Here is a 16,446-nt window from a genome sequence, read left to right as displayed (position 1 = left end):
AGCTGACGCCTCCCTTAGAAATCCATCAACACCTCACCTCTATTAAAGCCCATCGTAGCTGTTATAATCAGCCACTGATTATTTATACAGTGACTGAAGAGCAGCAATGGACGTAACCCACATTATCGACTCGCTGAACGATGCCCAGCGTAGTGCAGTAACCGCCCCCGTACAGAATTTACTCGTATTAGCCGGCGCCGGTTCTGGTAAGACACGCGTACTGGTTCATCGTATTGCTTGGTTAATACAGATCGAACAGATGTCTCCCTATTCGATCATGGCGGTTACCTTTACCAACAAAGCGGCTAAAGAGATGCGCGGCCGAATTGAAGAGCTTTTGGGGATTAACCCCCAAGGCATGTGGGTAGGTACGTTCCATGGTTTAGCCCACCGTTTACTTCGAGCTCACTGGCAAGATGCGGGCTTGCAAGAAAACTTCCAAATTATGGACAGTGACGATCAACTGCGTTTAGTAAAACGTCTCGCCAAAGAGATGAATCTTGATGACAAACGCTGGCCTGCACGTCAATTTCAGTGGTACATCAACGAGAAAAAGGACGAAGGCTTACGTGCTAAACATATAGAGCCACGTAATGATCCGACAGATCGCACCATGCTATCAATGTACCAAGCCTATGAAGAAGCGTGTGAACGTGGCGGAATGATTGATTTTGGCGAGCTGCTACTGCGTTCGCTTGAACTGTTACGCGACAGAAACCCAGCCCTTTTAGCCCATTACCAAGAGCGCTTTCGCTACTTACTAGTGGACGAGTTTCAAGATACCAACAGCATTCAATACGGCTGGTTACAGTTATTGTGCGGCGGTCAGAAGAAATTAATGGCTGTTGGCGATGATGACCAGTCAATCTACGGCTGGCGTGGCGCTAAAATAGAAAACATTCAAAACTTATCAGTTCACTTCCCAGGTACAGAAACGATAAAACTAGAGCAAAACTACCGCTCTACAGAAACTATTCTACGCGCAGCCAACGAAGTCATTCGCAATAACCAAGGACGTTTGGGTAAAGAGCTTCACACTGAAGCGGGTGAAGGCGAGCCAATTTCACTCTATTCTGCCTTTAATGAACAGGATGAAGCGCGTTTTATTGTCGACCAGATCAGCAAATGGGTGCAAGACGGAAATATGCGTAATGAGTGCGCTATTCTTTATCGCTCCAATGCGCAGTCACGTGTTCTTGAGGAAGCACTCATTCGCAGCGGCGTTCCATACCGTATTTATGGTGGTCAACGTTTCTACGAGCGTTTAGAGATCAAGAATGCTCTGTCTTATCTTCGTCTATTAAGTAATCGTGATGACGATACATCGATGGAACGTGTTATTAACGTGCCGACTCGCGGTATTGGTACACGTACGATTGAAGTGATCCGTGAACACGCGCGTAGCCAGAATATATCTATGTGGCGAGCCTCCAATGAGATAGTGGAACTCAATCGCTTACCGGCTAGAGCCTCCAATGCTCTGCAAGCCTTTCTCGATCTCATCAATCAGATGGCACAAGACACGGAAGAGACACTACTGCATGAACAAACCGAACATGTCATTCAACATGCGGGCTTGATCGAGCACCACAAAAAAGAGAAGGGTGAAAAGGCCCAGTCTCGTATAGAAAACTTAGAGGAATTGGTCACTGCAGCTAAGCAGTTTAATAGCCAATGGGATGAGTTCCTTGATGAAGAGTTCAATTCACCGTTGGCAGCATTTCTAGACCAAGCGGCACTCGATGCAGGCGACACCCAAGCAGACGATTTCCAAGACAGTGTTCAGCTAATGACTTTACACTCGGCAAAAGGTTTGGAGTTTCCACAAGTCTTCTTAGCGGGTGTGGAAGAGGGGCTCTTCCCTCACAAAATGTCTATTGAGGAGCCCGGTCGTCTCGAAGAGGAGCGTCGACTTTGCTATGTAGGCATCACGCGAGCGATGAAGAAGCTCTATATCACCTACGCAGAATCACGCCGTTTACATGGCCAAGATAACTACAACCGTCCTTCCCGCTTCATCAAAGAGATCCCTAGTGATCTGATGGAAGAGGTCCGCCTAAATGCCAGCGTCAGCCGGCCTATGACCAGTCGTTATAATGACGACAAAGGCAGTAGTTTATTTGGCAATAGCTCACTCAGTAGCAGTGAAGTACCCGAAACCAACCTAGCACTAGGGCAAAGAGTCTCCCACGCTAAATTTGGTGAAGGTACAGTGCTAAATTTTGAAGGCTCAGGCGCGAAAGCCCGAGTACAAGTCAACTTTGACTATGAGGGAAGTAAATGGCTGGTTGTGGGTTTTGCCAATCTACAACCTGCATAATTTTTACGTGTGAACAGGGTTATTTTATAAAGACGCTCTATACTTAATCCTATTCACACTACCGGGATAAGCTATGCTTCGTCATCGATGCCTATGCTTCTTATTAGGGTTATCTTTTATTCTTTCTGCACAAGCAGCCGAGGAGATAACAGTCCCTATTTATGATCAAGAGCGCGCTCCATTATCTATGAAAATTGATGGAGTGCCTCGTGGCATATACACAGACCTTTTTCGTGAAATCCTCATCATGGCGGACTTGCAACCGACCCTAGTCCCCATTCCACCGATGAGAAGACGTGTAGGCTTTGAAACACAACTGTATGAGATATCCTGTTGCGCTAACCCAGCATGGCGCTAGCGCCCTCGCGAACAGGAAATTCAACTCTTCAGCCAACAATTTTATTGGACCAAGGATGTTTATGTTTTTCCCAAAGGAAAATCCTTTACCTTAAACAACTTATCACTGTTAGAAGATAAGTGCGCGGGTTTGACTATCGAGGATCGGAGCACTTTGGTGAACGTATAAATTACAATAACGAAGTCACCTTAATTCGAGCACTGGCCTTAGGCCGAGCTGATGTTGGAATTGTTAATGAGGATATCTTGTCTGCTTCGCCTCAACGCTCTCATGTCGACATGGGACCTATCCATGACGAAGCAAGTCTGCATATTCGAATTCACCGCAGCCGAGAAGACTTAGTAGACCCAATTAACAATGCTATAGAAAGAATCATACTGAATGGTAAACGTGACCAAATAGTTAAAGGCTATTTGAATCAAGAGGGCTCTACACGCGTCGGGACTCCCTAAACGCTAGCGGGGTCAGCCCAAGCATACGCTTGAAAAACTTTATGAAATTGGTCGCTTCACTAAACCCTAAATAATAGCCCACCTCAGCTACAGACATTGCGCTATGTACAAGTAACCTTTGCGCTTCTAGCACTATCCTCTTATCTATCATGACCTTTCCTGTAACCCCTTCGAACTGGACACAAGCACGACTCAACGTACTTTGAGCATAGCCTAAACGCTGTGCGTAAAAGCTAAGGCTATGCTGCTGTATATATTCCTGTTCAAGCAACTCAGCAAATAATCGATAGGTTTTTTGGGCACGACCTCCGGCACTCGCAATAGGGGAAACTCTACTTTGCCAACGAGCGAGACGAAGTAACAAGCTCAACAGTTCATGACGAATCAAAGCGATATCTAACGTTGACCCATCATAGTCAGAAAAATCACGATGTAATCGCAAAACCGCATTAGAAGTATCTTGATAAAGGATATCAGGCAAGGTCACAACATTTTGCCAACGAATTAAAGCCAGTCCCTCCTGATCAACTGAAGGCAACATTTCATCATGAGGTAACGAATTAGGATCGATTAGAACGACATCCCCTTCTAGCCGAGAATAATCACCCCACTCCTGAACTTGCCCAGGACGAACAAATAATAAAGTCCCTTTACTCACTTTGTAATCAACAAAATCTACCCTATGACTTCCTTCCCCACCGGTTACTAAAATCAGAATATAGAATTCTACGCGTTCAGTGCCTTTTTCTAACTTAGGAAGCAGGTCGCTGAAACGCATTGGCTCAATACCAAGAGCTGAAATTCGCTCATTATTAAATGCGGTTTGTTTAATTGGTAAGCTATTCATCTATTCTTTCACCTAGCCTCCAAATTAACAGATAAAAAAACAAAACGCTCGATACTGATCATACTCAACAGCATCGAGACTTAATAATAGACTAAGCATATAAGATAGTTAGCGCTAATAATATTTATCAAAGAAATTTCGTATTTTCTAGTAATACACTTTTTAGATCAGCTTAAAAAACCAAAAATAGATCTTTTCCCATCTGTAGTATTCAGCTAATACCTACTCCCCTTCGACTACTGCTACTTTGTGCAAAGCCATCTAAATAAGCCAGTAAAAATCGGAGTAGATTATGACACCTAAAAAAATACTGATGATCACCGGTGATTTCACAGAAGATTATGAAACAATGGTGCCCTTCCAGACATTACTCACCTTTGGTCATCATGTAGACGCTATCTGCCCAGATAAAGTTAGCGGCGACAGCATTGCTACGGCCATCCACGACTTCGAAGGCGATCAAACTTACACTGAAAAGCTAGGGCATCGGTTTACACTGAATGCGAGCTTCGCAGAGATAAATGTAGAAGATTACGACGCACTAATCATTCCAGGTGGTCGTGCCCCTGAATATCTACGTTTAAATTCAGACGTGCTAGATATGGTGCGTCACTTTTTCATTGAGAATAAACCTGTTGCTGCTATTTGCCATGGCGCACAGCTATTAACAGCGGCTGGCGTACTTGAAGGTAAAAAGTGCTCAGCGTATCCCGCTTGTAGCCCCGAAGTTACACTTTCAGGTGGGGAGTATGCAGAAATTGAAATGGATGCAGCGATTACCGATGGTAACTTAGTAACAGCTCCTGCATGGCCTGCCCACCCCGCTTGGCTATCTCAGTTTATCGCTTTACTCTATCTTTAATGCCGTAGCTTATTCAGGCTTTAGCTGCCAAGCTAAGGCCTGATAAGTAAACAAATTGCCTCAATAGCGTTATGATTTGGCTGTAAACCACAGTCAAATCACTCTATTTTTTTGAAACATAAAGATAGGTGCTCTCAAATGTGTAAACTATTTATCAATGCAGAACCCGAGCTGTGGAAAAGCAGCACCCGCTCTTTACGCATTGACGGTATGGTGACCAGTGTACGTTTAGAAAATTATTTCTGGGACACGTTAGAGACTATCGCTCAAAGAGACGAGATGAATATTCCGCAAATGCTCACTCGACTTCACCACGAGTCAATCGATGCCGGGCATGATCTAGGTAATTTCACGTCTTTCTTAAGGGTTTGCTGTATGCGTTATTTAGCCTTACAGCTATCAGGTGATATTCCAATCAGCCAAGCTATACCAATCAATACCTTAGATGCAGATTTGATCTTAGCCAATGAGATAGAGAAAAGGCATTAACGATAAATGATTGGTTTCGGCAGCAAAGAGTTTAAGCTTGCGATCTATATTGCTAATCGCCCCGAACTGGATAACTATCCCGATCAAGCGACACTCATGCCGCTTAATCCCGGTGAGATAGATTACATAGGCAAAAACACCAGTAACCACTGGCGCAAAGTATTTAATGTCAGCGCAAAATTTCTTTTTCAGCTCTACTCTGAGCACGATCAGCAACAGCTAGAAGGTTTTGATACTTGGCAAAATTACCGAGATCAGGCCTTGTTTCAAGCAGAACGCCAAGAAGCCCTTCTATTTTCAGTACCGCAGTTTACAGATCGTGATGTAATACATATCGTTGCAGGTAAAAGCTACGCTGAACAATTAGGGTTACAGGATTTAATGTGGCTAGATAAGTATTTCGCCGTCAGCAGCAATGAACGCTTAATCGTTTGTCCATACTTAGACTACAGACAGCTGAATAATGCACGAATCGACACCTTAGTGTCGCTCGTACAAAAACTCAGAGATAGAAGTTTAGCTGAAGAGAACTAACTATAGATACTATTTATCTTGCCCTGACAGCTTACTGATAATACCCGCGTAAAGTGCATTAAAATCACTAAATTCATTGTCATTACCTCGGCTACAACGAATTGTGCCTGACTTAATATCGTAAACCCAACCATGGATCTCAATCTTATTGGTCGCTAATTTAGCGGCTACCACAGGATGAGTTCGCAGATGTTGAACTTGCTGCAACACGTTTTCTTCAATCGCTTCATCCAGATGACAGGTTGGAACAGGCTGGTCTCCTGCAATATCATTGCGCTCACGAACAATTTCCATCGCTGAGCGGCAATGACCTAGCCACTCCTTAACGTGGGGCAAACCTTTAACCGACTCCAAATCAAGCGCGCCTTTCACCGCACCACAGTCCGTATGTCCACATACAATAATATGGCGAACACCTAACACGGCTACAGCAAACTCTATAGAGGCTGTCATGCCACCGGTTTGATTCATATGGGGAGGAATAATATTACCCGCATTACGACAGATAAAAATATCACCAGGATGAGAACCAGTCAGTAGGTTTGGATCAATTCGAGAATCAGAGCAGGTGATGAAAAGTACTTCAGGACTTTGTCCTTGATCAACAAGCACACCAAACAGATCTTTCCGTTCGGGGTAAACATTCTTCTTAAAATCCAGCACACCCTGAATAATTTTGTCCATAGTTTCTGATTTCTCTCCGCTAAATAATTCGGCTCACTCTACCACCCAGCTTATATGTTACCAAGCTAAGTTGAATCGCTTTTTATATAGGCTTTTTCGAAATAAACGACTCATAGGCAATCCTGAATTCTTACGATTCTATCGCACTAAAATTATCCCTATTAATTATATTAGCAGGAGAAATATACTTGCCTTAAAAGTATTCGTTATACTCCAAGGACTGACAGTATTTTTAACAAAAGGCCTTAAATGCTACATCGAATCTGGCTCAGTTTTTTTCTTATTGCCTTCACAGCCGCGCTATACCAATGGCTTTGGCTCGATGACTCAGGCGTTTTTCAGCGTTTAGTGCAATCTACATTCGATATGTCGAAACTTTCTGTTGAGTTATCAATCGGATTAATTGGTACTCTCGCCTTCTGGCTAGGCATGATGAAACTCGCTGAGTGTTCAGGCCTAGTGGATAAGTTTGCACGTGGATTAAGCCCGCTATTTACCCGTTTAATGCCGGAGGTTCCTAAGAATCACCCTGCAATGGGCTCCATGACCATGAATTTATCGGCCAATGTTCTAGGCTTAGATAACGCAGCCACGCCTCTTGGTTTAAAAGCGATGAAAGACCTTCAAAGCTTAAACCCCCAGCAAGACACGGCGAGTAATGCACAAATCTTATTTTTAGTTTTGAATACGTCTTCAGTGACGCTCTTCCCTATTACCGTTTTCCTTTATCGAGCACAACAAGGTGCTAGCGACCCAACCTCAGTTTTTATCCCAATTCTCATTGCGACTTGTTGCTCAACCCTTGCCGGCTTAATGGCGGTCAGCTTTGTGCAAAAGATTCGCTTATGGGAACGTGTAACTCTGCTGTATATCGGCGGCTTTGTTGCCTTTTTACTTGCCTTTATAGGCTACTTCACCACCTTGACGATTGATGAACTGCAACGGCAATCGTCCTTGGTGGGTAATCTCATGATCTTTTCAGCCATTATTGGTTTCCTCAGTATTGCTTATCTAAAGGGAGTCAATATCTATGAAACCTTTGTCGATGGTGCAAAAGAGGGATTTGAAGTCGCGATAAAAATCATCCCTTACCTCTTAGCCATGCTAGTGGCGATTGGTGTACTTCGTGAAAGCGGCGCACTGGAAGGGTTCATCTGGCTACTACGAGAAGGGATTGGCGGTTTAGGTTTTGACACACGCTTTGCCGATGCACTGCCCACGGCGATTATGAAACCATTTTCCGGTTCCGGTGCACGTGCCATGATGCTGGAAACAATGAACACCCATGGCGTAGATTCCTTCGCCGCTTATTTAGCCTCAGTAATACAAGGCTCCACCGAAACGACCTTTTATGTTCTGGCCGTTTATTTTGGCTCAGTCGGAATACGTCACGCCCGTCATGCAATCGCATGCGGCTTAACTGCCGATTTAGCAGGTATTATCGCGGCAATCACGGTTGGATATTGGTTTTTTGGTTAAAAAGAGTCTATCCACTTCTTATAACGAGGCGCCATCTATTAATTCATAGGGCAGATCCAGCGGGTTAATGCCGTCAACACAACCTAAATGCACTCGATAATGACCCGGTTTACGGAGTGTTTGATGAAAGGGGTAGATGCCGCAACGCTTACAAAAATGATGTTTTGCCACATGAGTTGCAAACTCATAAGTACCTAAGGCTTCATCGACTACTTTAATGTCTATATCTTCAGGTGCGACCACGAAATTACCCATCATTGCGCCCTTCTTGATACAAACAGTGCAGTTACAACGTAGGCCATCAACAATTTCAGGTGCCTGAAAGGTGAATTTAATTGAACCGCAATGACAACTGCCATGATAGCTTTTCAAAATGACCTCCTAATCGACAAGTCAGCTTTCTCAAATCACTCAGCAATCCAAATAATATCCATCAACCTAAGCAGACAATCCTAGTATCCAATTGCGCTACTCACGCAGCATCTCAGGCTAGTTAATGGTGATAGTGATCAATATCAAATAGCTCCGCATTCGATTTCTTATTCACATGCGCTCCACAGCCTAAAGCATTGGCTGCCACTTTTTCACCAAACGCAAGCGAAAGCACCGAATAGGCGAACTCTAGCTTCTCCCCAGTACATATCTCCTCCCAATGAGTTGTATAGTACTCAAGTCGTTTGGGCGCCTCACATAGGGTTCTTTGGGTCTGGCGAGGCAATGTAGGAAATATACAGGCCATCCGGCTAGACAGCCTCTTGTAACCTGAAGCATCAATAATATGTTGTAAATCAAGTTCAGCTAAACAAAACTCCAGCTCTGCTCGATATGCAATCATGCTGGTTTTACTGAAGGTAAACCCGTTTGATTCAGCCAAAACCTGATCAAGAAAATCGCAAGATGAACTCTCTAACACATACATATACCATCCTTGTAGTATTTAATCTCACCTCAATACTCCCTAGAGGCTTAAGAATCAGCGGCCATTACCTCAAATTTAACCTTAAGGTTAGTACGCTGAAATTTCTCGAATATGTCCATGGCCATCAATCGCCACTTGTACACATTCCGTATCCGTTACTTTTCTAAATTCAGTTCCATCGGGAGCACAACCCCATGCTTCAACCTGTATCCGCATAGATGTTTGTCCAGCCTCAAGCAGTTTAGTATAGAAAGACATTATTGTCCCAGTATGGACAGGGGACATAAAAACCATCTGTCCTATAGATACCGTCGAGACTCGCCCTTTCGATAATCGAGCCGAAAATATTTCCGAAGCTTGCACCATTTTAGCGGAAACCCAGCCGCCATAAACATCACCAAACATATTGGTCGCATCGTTTTCAGCAGGTAGTTGTAGACTCAACTCCCCTTCAGGTTGAAGCCCTTGATCACTACCATTATTCATTACATTACAACCTCAAGAATATGAATATATTGGCGACGCAGATCGCTAGATGAAATGCCTCAGTCATTACTTACTAATCATTATATAAGCATCTATATGTTTCAAATGAATCAGAAAATAAAAACAACTTTTTTAATAATCTATTTCCACTTGTCATATTACTGTCACTAAAGCTGCCTATAGTGCTCACCATATTAACTTTATATAGATATTTAAAGACTATTCTGGAGCACTACATGAAACCTATGAAAAAGCTGTTTGCTGCCGTTGCTATTTCTGCAACTTGTGTAGCTGCAAATGCATCTGACCTACTAGACAAAGACCTACCGGTATACACTAAAGCATCAGGTGTTTCTGGAAATCTATCATCTGTTGGTTCTGATACGCTAGCCAACCTAATGACGTTGTGGGCTGAAGAGTTCAAGCGTAGCTACCCAAACGTTAACATCCAAATTCAAGCGGCAGGTTCTTCTACTGCGCCACCAGCGTTGACTGAAGGTACTTCAAACATTGGCCCAATGTCTCGCAAAATGAAAGACAAAGAGCTGGCTGCATTTGAGAAAAAATTCGGTTATAAGCCAACACCTGTTGCTGTAGCGATCGATGCTTTAGCAGTGTTTGTACACAAAGATAACCCAGTTGAAGGTTTATCAATCAGCCAAGTAGATGCAATCTTCTCCTCTACTCGTAAGTGTGGCGCTAAAGCAGATGCTAAGACTTGGGGTGATGTAAACGTAGCCGGTTCTCTAGCTGATAAGAGCATCCAATTGTTCGGTCGTAACTCAGTATCAGGTACTTACGGTTACTTCAAGAAGAAAGCACTTTGTAAAGGTGACTTCAAAAACAACGTAAACGAACAGCCAGGTTCTGCATCTGTAGTACAGTCTGTATCTACGTCTCTTAATGCACTAGGTTATTCTGGTATTGGTTATAAAACAGCTTCTGTTCGCGCACTTCCTTTAACGAAGAAAGACGGCGCTCCATTCATAGAAGCAACACCTGAAAATGCACTGAACGGCAAATATCCTCTGGCACGTTCTCTATATGTATACGTGAACAAAAAGCCAGGTCAGCCTCTTGCTCCTTTAGAGAAAGAGTTCCTGAAAATGGTAATGTCTAAAATAGGTCAGGAAGTCGTTGTTAAAGATGGCTACATCCCACTACCTTCAGCAGTTGTTAAAAAGCAGATGGCTGCTCTAGGCATGTAATCCGCCTTGAACCAACGCTTTACTCAAATAAGGGGGCCATTTTGGCCCCCTTATTTCGTTTATGACACTGACTGTAATACAGATGTAACAATTTTTTAATATTGTATGCGCCGTATTCTCAGTAAACTTCGAGACCTATGTGCCATGAGTACAGAAAACACAGCAACGACCGAACTGGATTTTAATACTCCAGCGGCCAAGCGACACAGAAACTTACGCGCTTTGAAGGATAAAATGGCTTCAGGTGGTATCGCTTTTGGTGGTATCAGCGTAATTGTTGCGATTCTTCTGATCTTCTTCTATCTACTTTATGAAGTAGCTCCTCTGTTCGAATCTGCCAGCATTGAACCTTGGCAGGAAAACGAACAGCAAATTGCACCTTACTCCATTCCAGGCGAAGGAAAGACCCTTTACCTAACCATGGAAGAACAGGCAGAAATTGCTCTGCGTGTTACTGACCTAGGTCAGTTGGTGTTTTTTAACAGCCGTACTGGTGAAGTAATCAAACAGGAAACTGCTAATATTCCTGAAGGCGCTGAGATAAGCAGTTTTGCGCTTGCCTCTGAATACAGTGGTATTTTTGCGCTAGGTTACAGCAACGGTCAGGCTCAAATTTTCAAACATAAATACCGTTCAACCTACCCTGATGGCGTACGTGTTATCACGCCACAGCTGGCTTATCCGTTGGGCGAGTCTCTTATTCAAGTAAGCGATTCAGCGCTAGAAGTACTCGCGCTGAATGGTGAAGAAGACAGTTGGACACTGATCGGTGGTCAGGCTTCCAATCTTGCTGCTACTGAGATCTCTTTAACTGAGAATATCATCACGGAAGAAATTGAAGCAGATACTAGCCGAATTTCACTTCCAAATATGAATATCCCAGCACAGAAACTGCTACTCATGCCCGATCGTCGCTGGATGATGATCGCAGGGGAAGGCGGCAAGCTGGGTATCGTAGATATGTTAGCTGACGGAGGCCCTAAAGTTACGCAGCTAATAGAAGCAACAAAAAACAATATCACTTCGTTCGAGCTGTTAGTCGGTGGTAACTCTCTGCTTATTTCTGACGACGCTGGTACTACATCTCAGTGGTTCTTAGTGCGTAACGAGAAAGGCGAATGGCTAATGCGCCAGATTCGCAGCTTTGAGAATGGCACAGCAGCAACAACAAGTATCTCGATCGAACATCGCCGTAAAGGCTTCGTCACAATTTCAGAAGCTGGCCAGCTGAACTTCTTCAGCACAACAGCGTCACGTAACTCATTAACAGCTGCCATTGCACAGGGCAACGTTGAAACGATTGCTCTATCACCTCGTTCTAACGCGCTACTGGTTGAGCAAAACGGGCAACTCGCGCTATGGGCAGTACACAATGAACACCCTGAAATTTCTTGGAGCGCATTGTGGGAAGAGGTTTGGTATGAAGGTTATCAAGAGCCAGAATTTACTTGGCAATCTTCAGCTTCTACCAATGATTTCGAGCCAAAATATAGCCTAATGCCGCTAGCCTTTGGCACTTTGAAAGCCGCATTTTACGCGATGCTTTTAGGTACACCATTAGCTATCTGCGGCGCGATCTATACGGCTTACTTTATGGTGCCGTCTATGCGCCGTAAGGTAAAACCTTTCATCGAGTTGATGGAAGCGCTACCCACCGTAATTTTGGGTTTCTTGGCGGGCTTATGGTTAGCGCCATTTATGGAGGTCAATCTAGCGGGGATCTTTGTCACGCTACTGGTTTTACCTTTATCCATTATCGCCTTTGCCTACGCTTGGGCTTGTGCACCAAAATCACTAAGGTACTTAATCCCAGACGGTTGGGATGCAGCTCTGCTAATTCCTGTTGTGATGCTGGCCACGGTATTCAGTTTTTGGATTGCGCCAGGTCTTGAGCAACTCTTGTTCGGTACCGAGATGCGTTATTGGGTAACGCAAGAATTAGGGATTCCTTACGATCAGCGTAACGCTCTGGTTGTAGGTATTGCTATGGGCTTTGCTGTTATTCCGACTATCTTCTCCATTACTGAAGATGCGATTTTTGCAGTACCTAAACATCTTTCATACGGTTCTCTAGCACTAGGTGCGACTCCTTGGCAGACGCTCGTACGTGTTGTTATGCCAACGGCTAGCCCAGGTATTTTCTCTGCGGTGATGATCGGTATGGGTCGTGCAGTAGGTGAAACCATGATCGTGCTGATGGCGACGGGTAATACACCAATTATGGATGTAAATATCTTTGAGGGTATGCGAACGCTCGCAGCCAACATTGCAGTAGAGATGCCAGAATCTGAAGTCGGTAGTACCCACTTCCGCATTCTATTCCTAGCAGCATTCGTACTGTTCTTGTTTACCTTCTTTGTAAACACCTTGGCAGAGCTGGTGCGTCAGCGTCTGCGTAAGAAATACGGCTCTCTGTAATTAGTGGCTGATTGAGGAAAATAGTAATGAGACAATCTTTTTCTGAGTGGTCAAAAACAGGCGCACCTTGGGTTTGGTTAAATGCCGGTGCCGTTGCGATCTGTTTGATCATGGTTGTTGGCCTACTTACGCTGATTGCGATTCGTGGCCTTGGCCACTTCTGGCCAGCCGATGTTGTTCAAGCGACATACGTAGATCAAGGTAATAGCCTGCGCCTAATCGGTGAGAAAGTTCAAGCAGAAGATGTACCTGCAACCCAGCTACGAGATAGTGGTGTTGATGTACCGGAAGGTCTTGAAAGTATGCAACGTAACCTAATCAAAGTAGGTAACCGTGATCACGGTGGTACTGACTTTATTTGGGTACTGGATGACTTAATTACCGACCGATCTAAGCCTGAAATGCTGTTCACCGCTGAACGCCGTGAATGGGGTAACTTTTACGGTTACCTCCGCGGTATTAAAGAAGACGGTAAACTGGTAACAAGCTATGAAGGCTACGAAAAAACCGATGAGTACCTTGCTCTTTGGGCGACGCTTGAAAAACGTATCGAACGTGCTTTAGATATCTATAGTGACATTGAGGATATCGAAAAAGGTCGTATAGGCTCTATCAACTACAAGTTGGAGCGTCTACGCCTACAAGAGCGTTCTTTACAGCTTAAAAATGTAACGGATCCTGCTAAGTACAAAAAGATTGATCAACAACGCGCTGCACTCGATGCAGAGTATGAAGGCCTTCAGGGTGATCTACTGGCTCTATATGAGGAGTTTAACCGTGACAGTGTCACAGCAGAGATTGCTAGCGGTAAAATCGTAGAGTTCAAAGTAGCGCATATCGTTCGTGCATTCCTGCCTAACGATATGGGTCTTGGCGGAAAGATCGTTCATTACTTTGCTAAAATCTGGGAATTTGTTAGTACAGATCCTCGTGAAGCAAATACTGAGGGCGGTATTTTCCCAGCAATTTTCGGTACTGTTTTGATGGTAATCATCATGTCAGTGATCGTGACGCCATTTGGTGTTGTTGCTGCGGTTTATCTACGCGAATACGCTAAGCAAGGCTTCGTGACACGCGTCATCCGCATCGCGGTAAACAACTTAGCAGGCGTTCCATCCATCGTATACGGTGTATTCGGTCTAGGCTTCTTTGTTTACTTCATGGGCGGCCATATAGACGACGCTTTTTTCCCTGAAGCTAAGCCGGCTCCAACATTTGGCACGCCAGGTCTAATGTGGGCATCTATCACGCTGGCACTACTAACTGTACCTGTTGTGATTGTTGCGACAGAAGAAGGCTTAACACGTATTCCTCGCGCGACGCGTGAAGGTTCCTTAGCGCTAGGTGCGACTAAGTTTGAAACTTTAATTAAGATTGTTATCCCAATGGCAAGCCCCGCAATAATGACCGGTGTCATACTTGCTATTGCACGTGCTGCGGGTGAAGTAGCACCGCTCATGTTAGTCGGTGTTGTTAAACTTGCACCAAGTCTGCCATTGGATATGAACTACCCGTTCCTACACTTGGATCAGAAATTTATGCACTTGGGCTTCCACATTTATGATGTTGGTTTCCAGAGCCCTAACGTTGAAGCGGCTCGTCCGCTGGTATACGCAACAGCGCTTCTGCTGGTGGCGGTAATCGCAGCGCTGAACTTGTCAGCCATCGCGATTCGAAACCACCTACGTGAAAAATACAAAGCGCTTGAAATGTAATAGAATTTTTAAAGGTTGCTAAAATGACTAGCGAAGCTAAAACACACGCAATTGACATCTCTACTATGCAAAGAGATAGCCGTATTCTAAATCTTGAGGAAGAAACTATTGCCCTCAAGGTGAATGACCTAAAACTAAGCTACGGCGATAACGAAGCCCTGCATGGCATCGATATGCTAATTCCGAAAAACCGTGTAACGGCTTTTATCGGGCCTTCAGGGTGTGGTAAATCGACGCTTCTGCGCTGTTTCAATCGTATGAATGATTTGGTTGATGATTGCCATATCAACGGCGAGATTCTTCTAGACGAAAATAATATCTACGACCGCAGTGTCGATATTGCTGAACTTCGTCGTCGCGTAGGTATGGTGTTCCAGAAACCAAACCCATTTCCTAAATCTATCTATGAAAACGTGGCTTACGGCTTGCGTATTCAAGGCGTAACAAAAAAACGCGTTATTGATGAAACGGTTGAATGGGCTCTAAAATCTGCAGCCTTATGGGACGAAGTAAAAGACCGTCTGCATGAGAGTGCACTAGGTATGTCCGGTGGTCAGCAACAGCGTTTGGTTATCGCACGTACAATTGCGGTAAAACCTGAAGTATTACTGTTGGACGAACCGGCTTCCGCATTGGATCCGATCTCTACACTCAAGATTGAAGAGCTGATCCATGAGCTGAAGAAAGACTTCACCATCGTCATCGTAACTCATAACATGCAACAGGCAGCGCGTGTCTCTGACTACACTGCCTTTATGTATATGGGTGACATGATTGAGTTTGGTGTAACGGATACTCTGTTTACCAACCCAGCTAAAAAACAAACTGAAGACTACATCACCGGCCGTTACGGTTAATTTGGGGAAGGAGCAATAACGATGGAACTTAAAACAGAAAGCTTTTCCACGCATATCTCTCAGCAATTCAATGAAGAGCTGGAACAGATTCGCACCCTCTTATTAACGATGGGTGGTGTGGTAGAACGCCAAGTTCATGATTGTATCGATGCACTCTTAAATGGTGATGCAGAACTAGCAGAGCAATCCCGTAAAGTTGATAAGCAGACCAACGATATGGAGGTGCTAATCGACGAACAGTGCACCACTATTATTGCTCGCCGCCAGCCTGCAGCCAGTGATCTACGTCTTATTATTGCTGTATCTAAAGCTGTTTCAGATCTAGAAGGTATGGGTGATGAAGCCAGCCGTATCTGTCGCCATGCGATCGAACTGGTAGAGGAAGGTAACTCCCCTCGTGGCTACCAAGAGGTCCGCCATATCGGTAACTTGGTTCGTGAAATGGTAAAAGATGTACTTACAGCTTTTGCTCGTAACGATACTGAACTTGCTTACCGTGTTGCTAAGATGGATAAGTCTGTTGACCAAGAATATCGTTCTGCTATGCGTTCTCTAGCAACATTCATGATGGAAGATCCTCGATCTATCTCCAGTGTGATGAATGTAATTTGGGTATTACGTAGCTTGGAGCGTATTTCAGAGCATGCCCGCGCAATGGCGACCCATCTTATTTACCTTGTAAGTGGTACCGATGTACGTCATGGAAGCCTGAAACAGATCAAGCGCGCCGTCAACGCGGACGGTTCAGAAGAATAAACGTTCTCAAACAAACGTTTAAAAAAAAGCAGCTTTTTAGCCACTGCTGTCCCATAGTTTTT

General features: G+C 44.3%; 17 protein-coding genes. 12 read left to right on the top strand and 5 right to left on the bottom strand.

Translation table 11 applies throughout. The annotated features are described in order from the left end of the window. Positions 1–106 precede the first annotated feature (106 nt). The 3 genes from uvrD (at position 107) to B4K11_RS07765 (ending at position 3,130) form a co-directional block, all read left to right on the top strand. A complete protein-coding gene (gene uvrD, locus B4K11_RS07775) occupies positions 107–2,320 on the top strand; it encodes a DNA helicase II (RefSeq protein WP_292950239.1) in 2,214 nt (737 codons plus the stop codon). A gap of 73 nt (positions 2,321–2,393) precedes the next feature. After that, positions 2,394–2,678 carry a hypothetical protein gene (locus B4K11_RS07770; RefSeq protein ID WP_292950238.1) on the top strand — a complete coding sequence of 95 codons (285 nt, stop codon included), beginning with the start codon at positions 2,394–2,396 and terminating at the stop codon, positions 2,676–2,678. A gap of 119 nt (positions 2,679–2,797) precedes the next feature. Beyond that, entirely contained in the window at positions 2,798–3,130 is a 333-nt protein-coding gene (locus B4K11_RS07765) for a transporter substrate-binding domain-containing protein (RefSeq protein ID WP_292950237.1), read from the top strand. Here the strand turns inward: B4K11_RS07765 and B4K11_RS07760 are convergent. Then, positions 3,108–3,977, bottom strand: coding sequence for an AraC family transcriptional regulator (locus B4K11_RS07760; protein ID WP_292950236.1), 870 nt, complete (start codon positions 3,975–3,977; stop codon positions 3,108–3,110). The genes B4K11_RS07765 and B4K11_RS07760 overlap by 23 nt on opposite strands. A 292-nt stretch (positions 3,978–4,269) precedes the next feature. Here B4K11_RS07760 and B4K11_RS07755 point away from each other — a divergent pair, with 292 nt between their 5' ends. The 3 genes from B4K11_RS07755 (at position 4,270) to B4K11_RS07745 (ending at position 5,862) form a co-directional block, all read left to right on the top strand. Continuing rightward, positions 4,270–4,839, top strand: coding sequence for a DJ-1/PfpI family protein (locus B4K11_RS07755; protein WP_292950235.1), 570 nt, complete (start codon positions 4,270–4,272; stop codon positions 4,837–4,839). Positions 4,840–4,977: 138 nt separating this feature from the next. Then, entirely contained in the window at positions 4,978–5,328 is a 351-nt protein-coding gene (locus B4K11_RS07750; protein ID WP_292950234.1) for a ribbon-helix-helix domain-containing protein, read from the top strand. 6 nt (positions 5,329–5,334) lie between these two features. Next, complete coding sequence (locus B4K11_RS07745) at positions 5,335–5,862, top strand: DUF6942 family protein (protein WP_292950233.1); 528 nt, start codon at positions 5,335–5,337, stop codon at positions 5,860–5,862. Between the two features lie 9 nt (positions 5,863–5,871). On the opposite strand, the gene B4K11_RS07740 is transcribed toward B4K11_RS07745, so the two are convergent. Then, positions 5,872–6,546 carry a carbonic anhydrase gene (locus tag B4K11_RS07740; RefSeq protein ID WP_292950232.1) on the bottom strand — a complete coding sequence of 225 codons (675 nt, stop codon included), beginning with the start codon at positions 6,544–6,546 and terminating at the stop codon, positions 5,872–5,874. A gap of 249 nt (positions 6,547–6,795) precedes the next feature. On the opposite strand from B4K11_RS07740, the gene B4K11_RS07735 reads away from it, so the two are divergent. Beyond that, on the top strand, positions 6,796–8,025 hold the full coding sequence (locus tag B4K11_RS07735) for a nucleoside recognition domain-containing protein (RefSeq protein ID WP_292950231.1): 1,230 nt from the start codon (positions 6,796–6,798) through the stop codon (positions 8,023–8,025). 18 nt (positions 8,026–8,043) lie between these two features. Here the strand turns inward: B4K11_RS07735 and B4K11_RS07730 are convergent, their stop codons facing one another. From B4K11_RS07730 to B4K11_RS07720, 3 genes are all read right to left on the bottom strand, one after another. Further along, positions 8,044–8,397 carry a GFA family protein gene (locus B4K11_RS07730; protein ID WP_292950230.1) on the bottom strand — a complete coding sequence of 118 codons (354 nt, stop codon included), beginning with the start codon at positions 8,395–8,397 and terminating at the stop codon, positions 8,044–8,046. A gap of 121 nt (positions 8,398–8,518) precedes the next feature. Beyond that, entirely contained in the window at positions 8,519–8,944 is a 426-nt protein-coding gene (locus B4K11_RS07725; RefSeq protein WP_292949434.1) for a hypothetical protein, read from the bottom strand. Positions 8,945–9,031: 87 nt separating this feature from the next. After that, positions 9,032–9,430, bottom strand: coding sequence for an acyl-CoA thioesterase (locus B4K11_RS07720; RefSeq protein WP_292949438.1), 399 nt, complete (start codon positions 9,428–9,430; stop codon positions 9,032–9,034). A gap of 236 nt (positions 9,431–9,666) precedes the next feature. Here B4K11_RS07720 and B4K11_RS07715 point away from each other — a divergent pair, with 236 nt between their 5' ends. The 5 genes from B4K11_RS07715 to phoU all read left to right on the top strand — a co-directional run bounded on the left by B4K11_RS07715 (position 9,667) and on the right by phoU (position 16,384). After that, positions 9,667–10,638: a PstS family phosphate ABC transporter substrate-binding protein gene (locus B4K11_RS07715; RefSeq protein WP_292949441.1), complete on the top strand. Its 972-nt coding sequence runs from the start codon at positions 9,667–9,669 to the stop codon at positions 10,636–10,638. Positions 10,639–10,782: 144 nt separating this feature from the next. After that, positions 10,783–13,056, top strand: a complete 2,274-nt coding sequence (locus tag B4K11_RS07710) for an ABC transporter permease subunit (RefSeq protein WP_292949444.1) — start codon at positions 10,783–10,785, stop codon at positions 13,054–13,056. 26 nt (positions 13,057–13,082) lie between these two features. Next, a complete protein-coding gene (gene pstA / locus B4K11_RS07705) occupies positions 13,083–14,771 on the top strand; it encodes a phosphate ABC transporter permease PstA (RefSeq protein ID WP_292949447.1) in 1,689 nt (562 codons plus the stop codon). Positions 14,772–14,794: 23 nt separating this feature from the next. Beyond that, the gene (gene pstB / locus B4K11_RS07700) at positions 14,795–15,628 is read left to right on the top strand and encodes a phosphate ABC transporter ATP-binding protein PstB (RefSeq protein ID WP_292949450.1); all 834 of its coding nucleotides are present in this window, start codon (positions 14,795–14,797) and stop codon (positions 15,626–15,628) included. Positions 15,629–15,649: 21 nt separating this feature from the next. Next, positions 15,650–16,384 carry a phosphate signaling complex protein PhoU gene (gene phoU / locus B4K11_RS07695; protein WP_292949453.1) on the top strand — a complete coding sequence of 245 codons (735 nt, stop codon included), beginning with the start codon at positions 15,650–15,652 and terminating at the stop codon, positions 16,382–16,384. The last annotated feature ends 62 nt before the right edge of the window (positions 16,385–16,446 follow it).

Source organism: Neptuniibacter sp. UBA6509, from assembly GCA_002435145.1.
In the GTDB taxonomy this organism is placed as follows: domain Bacteria; phylum Pseudomonadota; class Gammaproteobacteria; order Pseudomonadales; family Balneatricaceae; genus Neptuniibacter.
The sequence above is the reverse complement of the archived record's forward strand: the minus strand, read 5'-3'. Positions and strand labels throughout refer to the sequence as shown.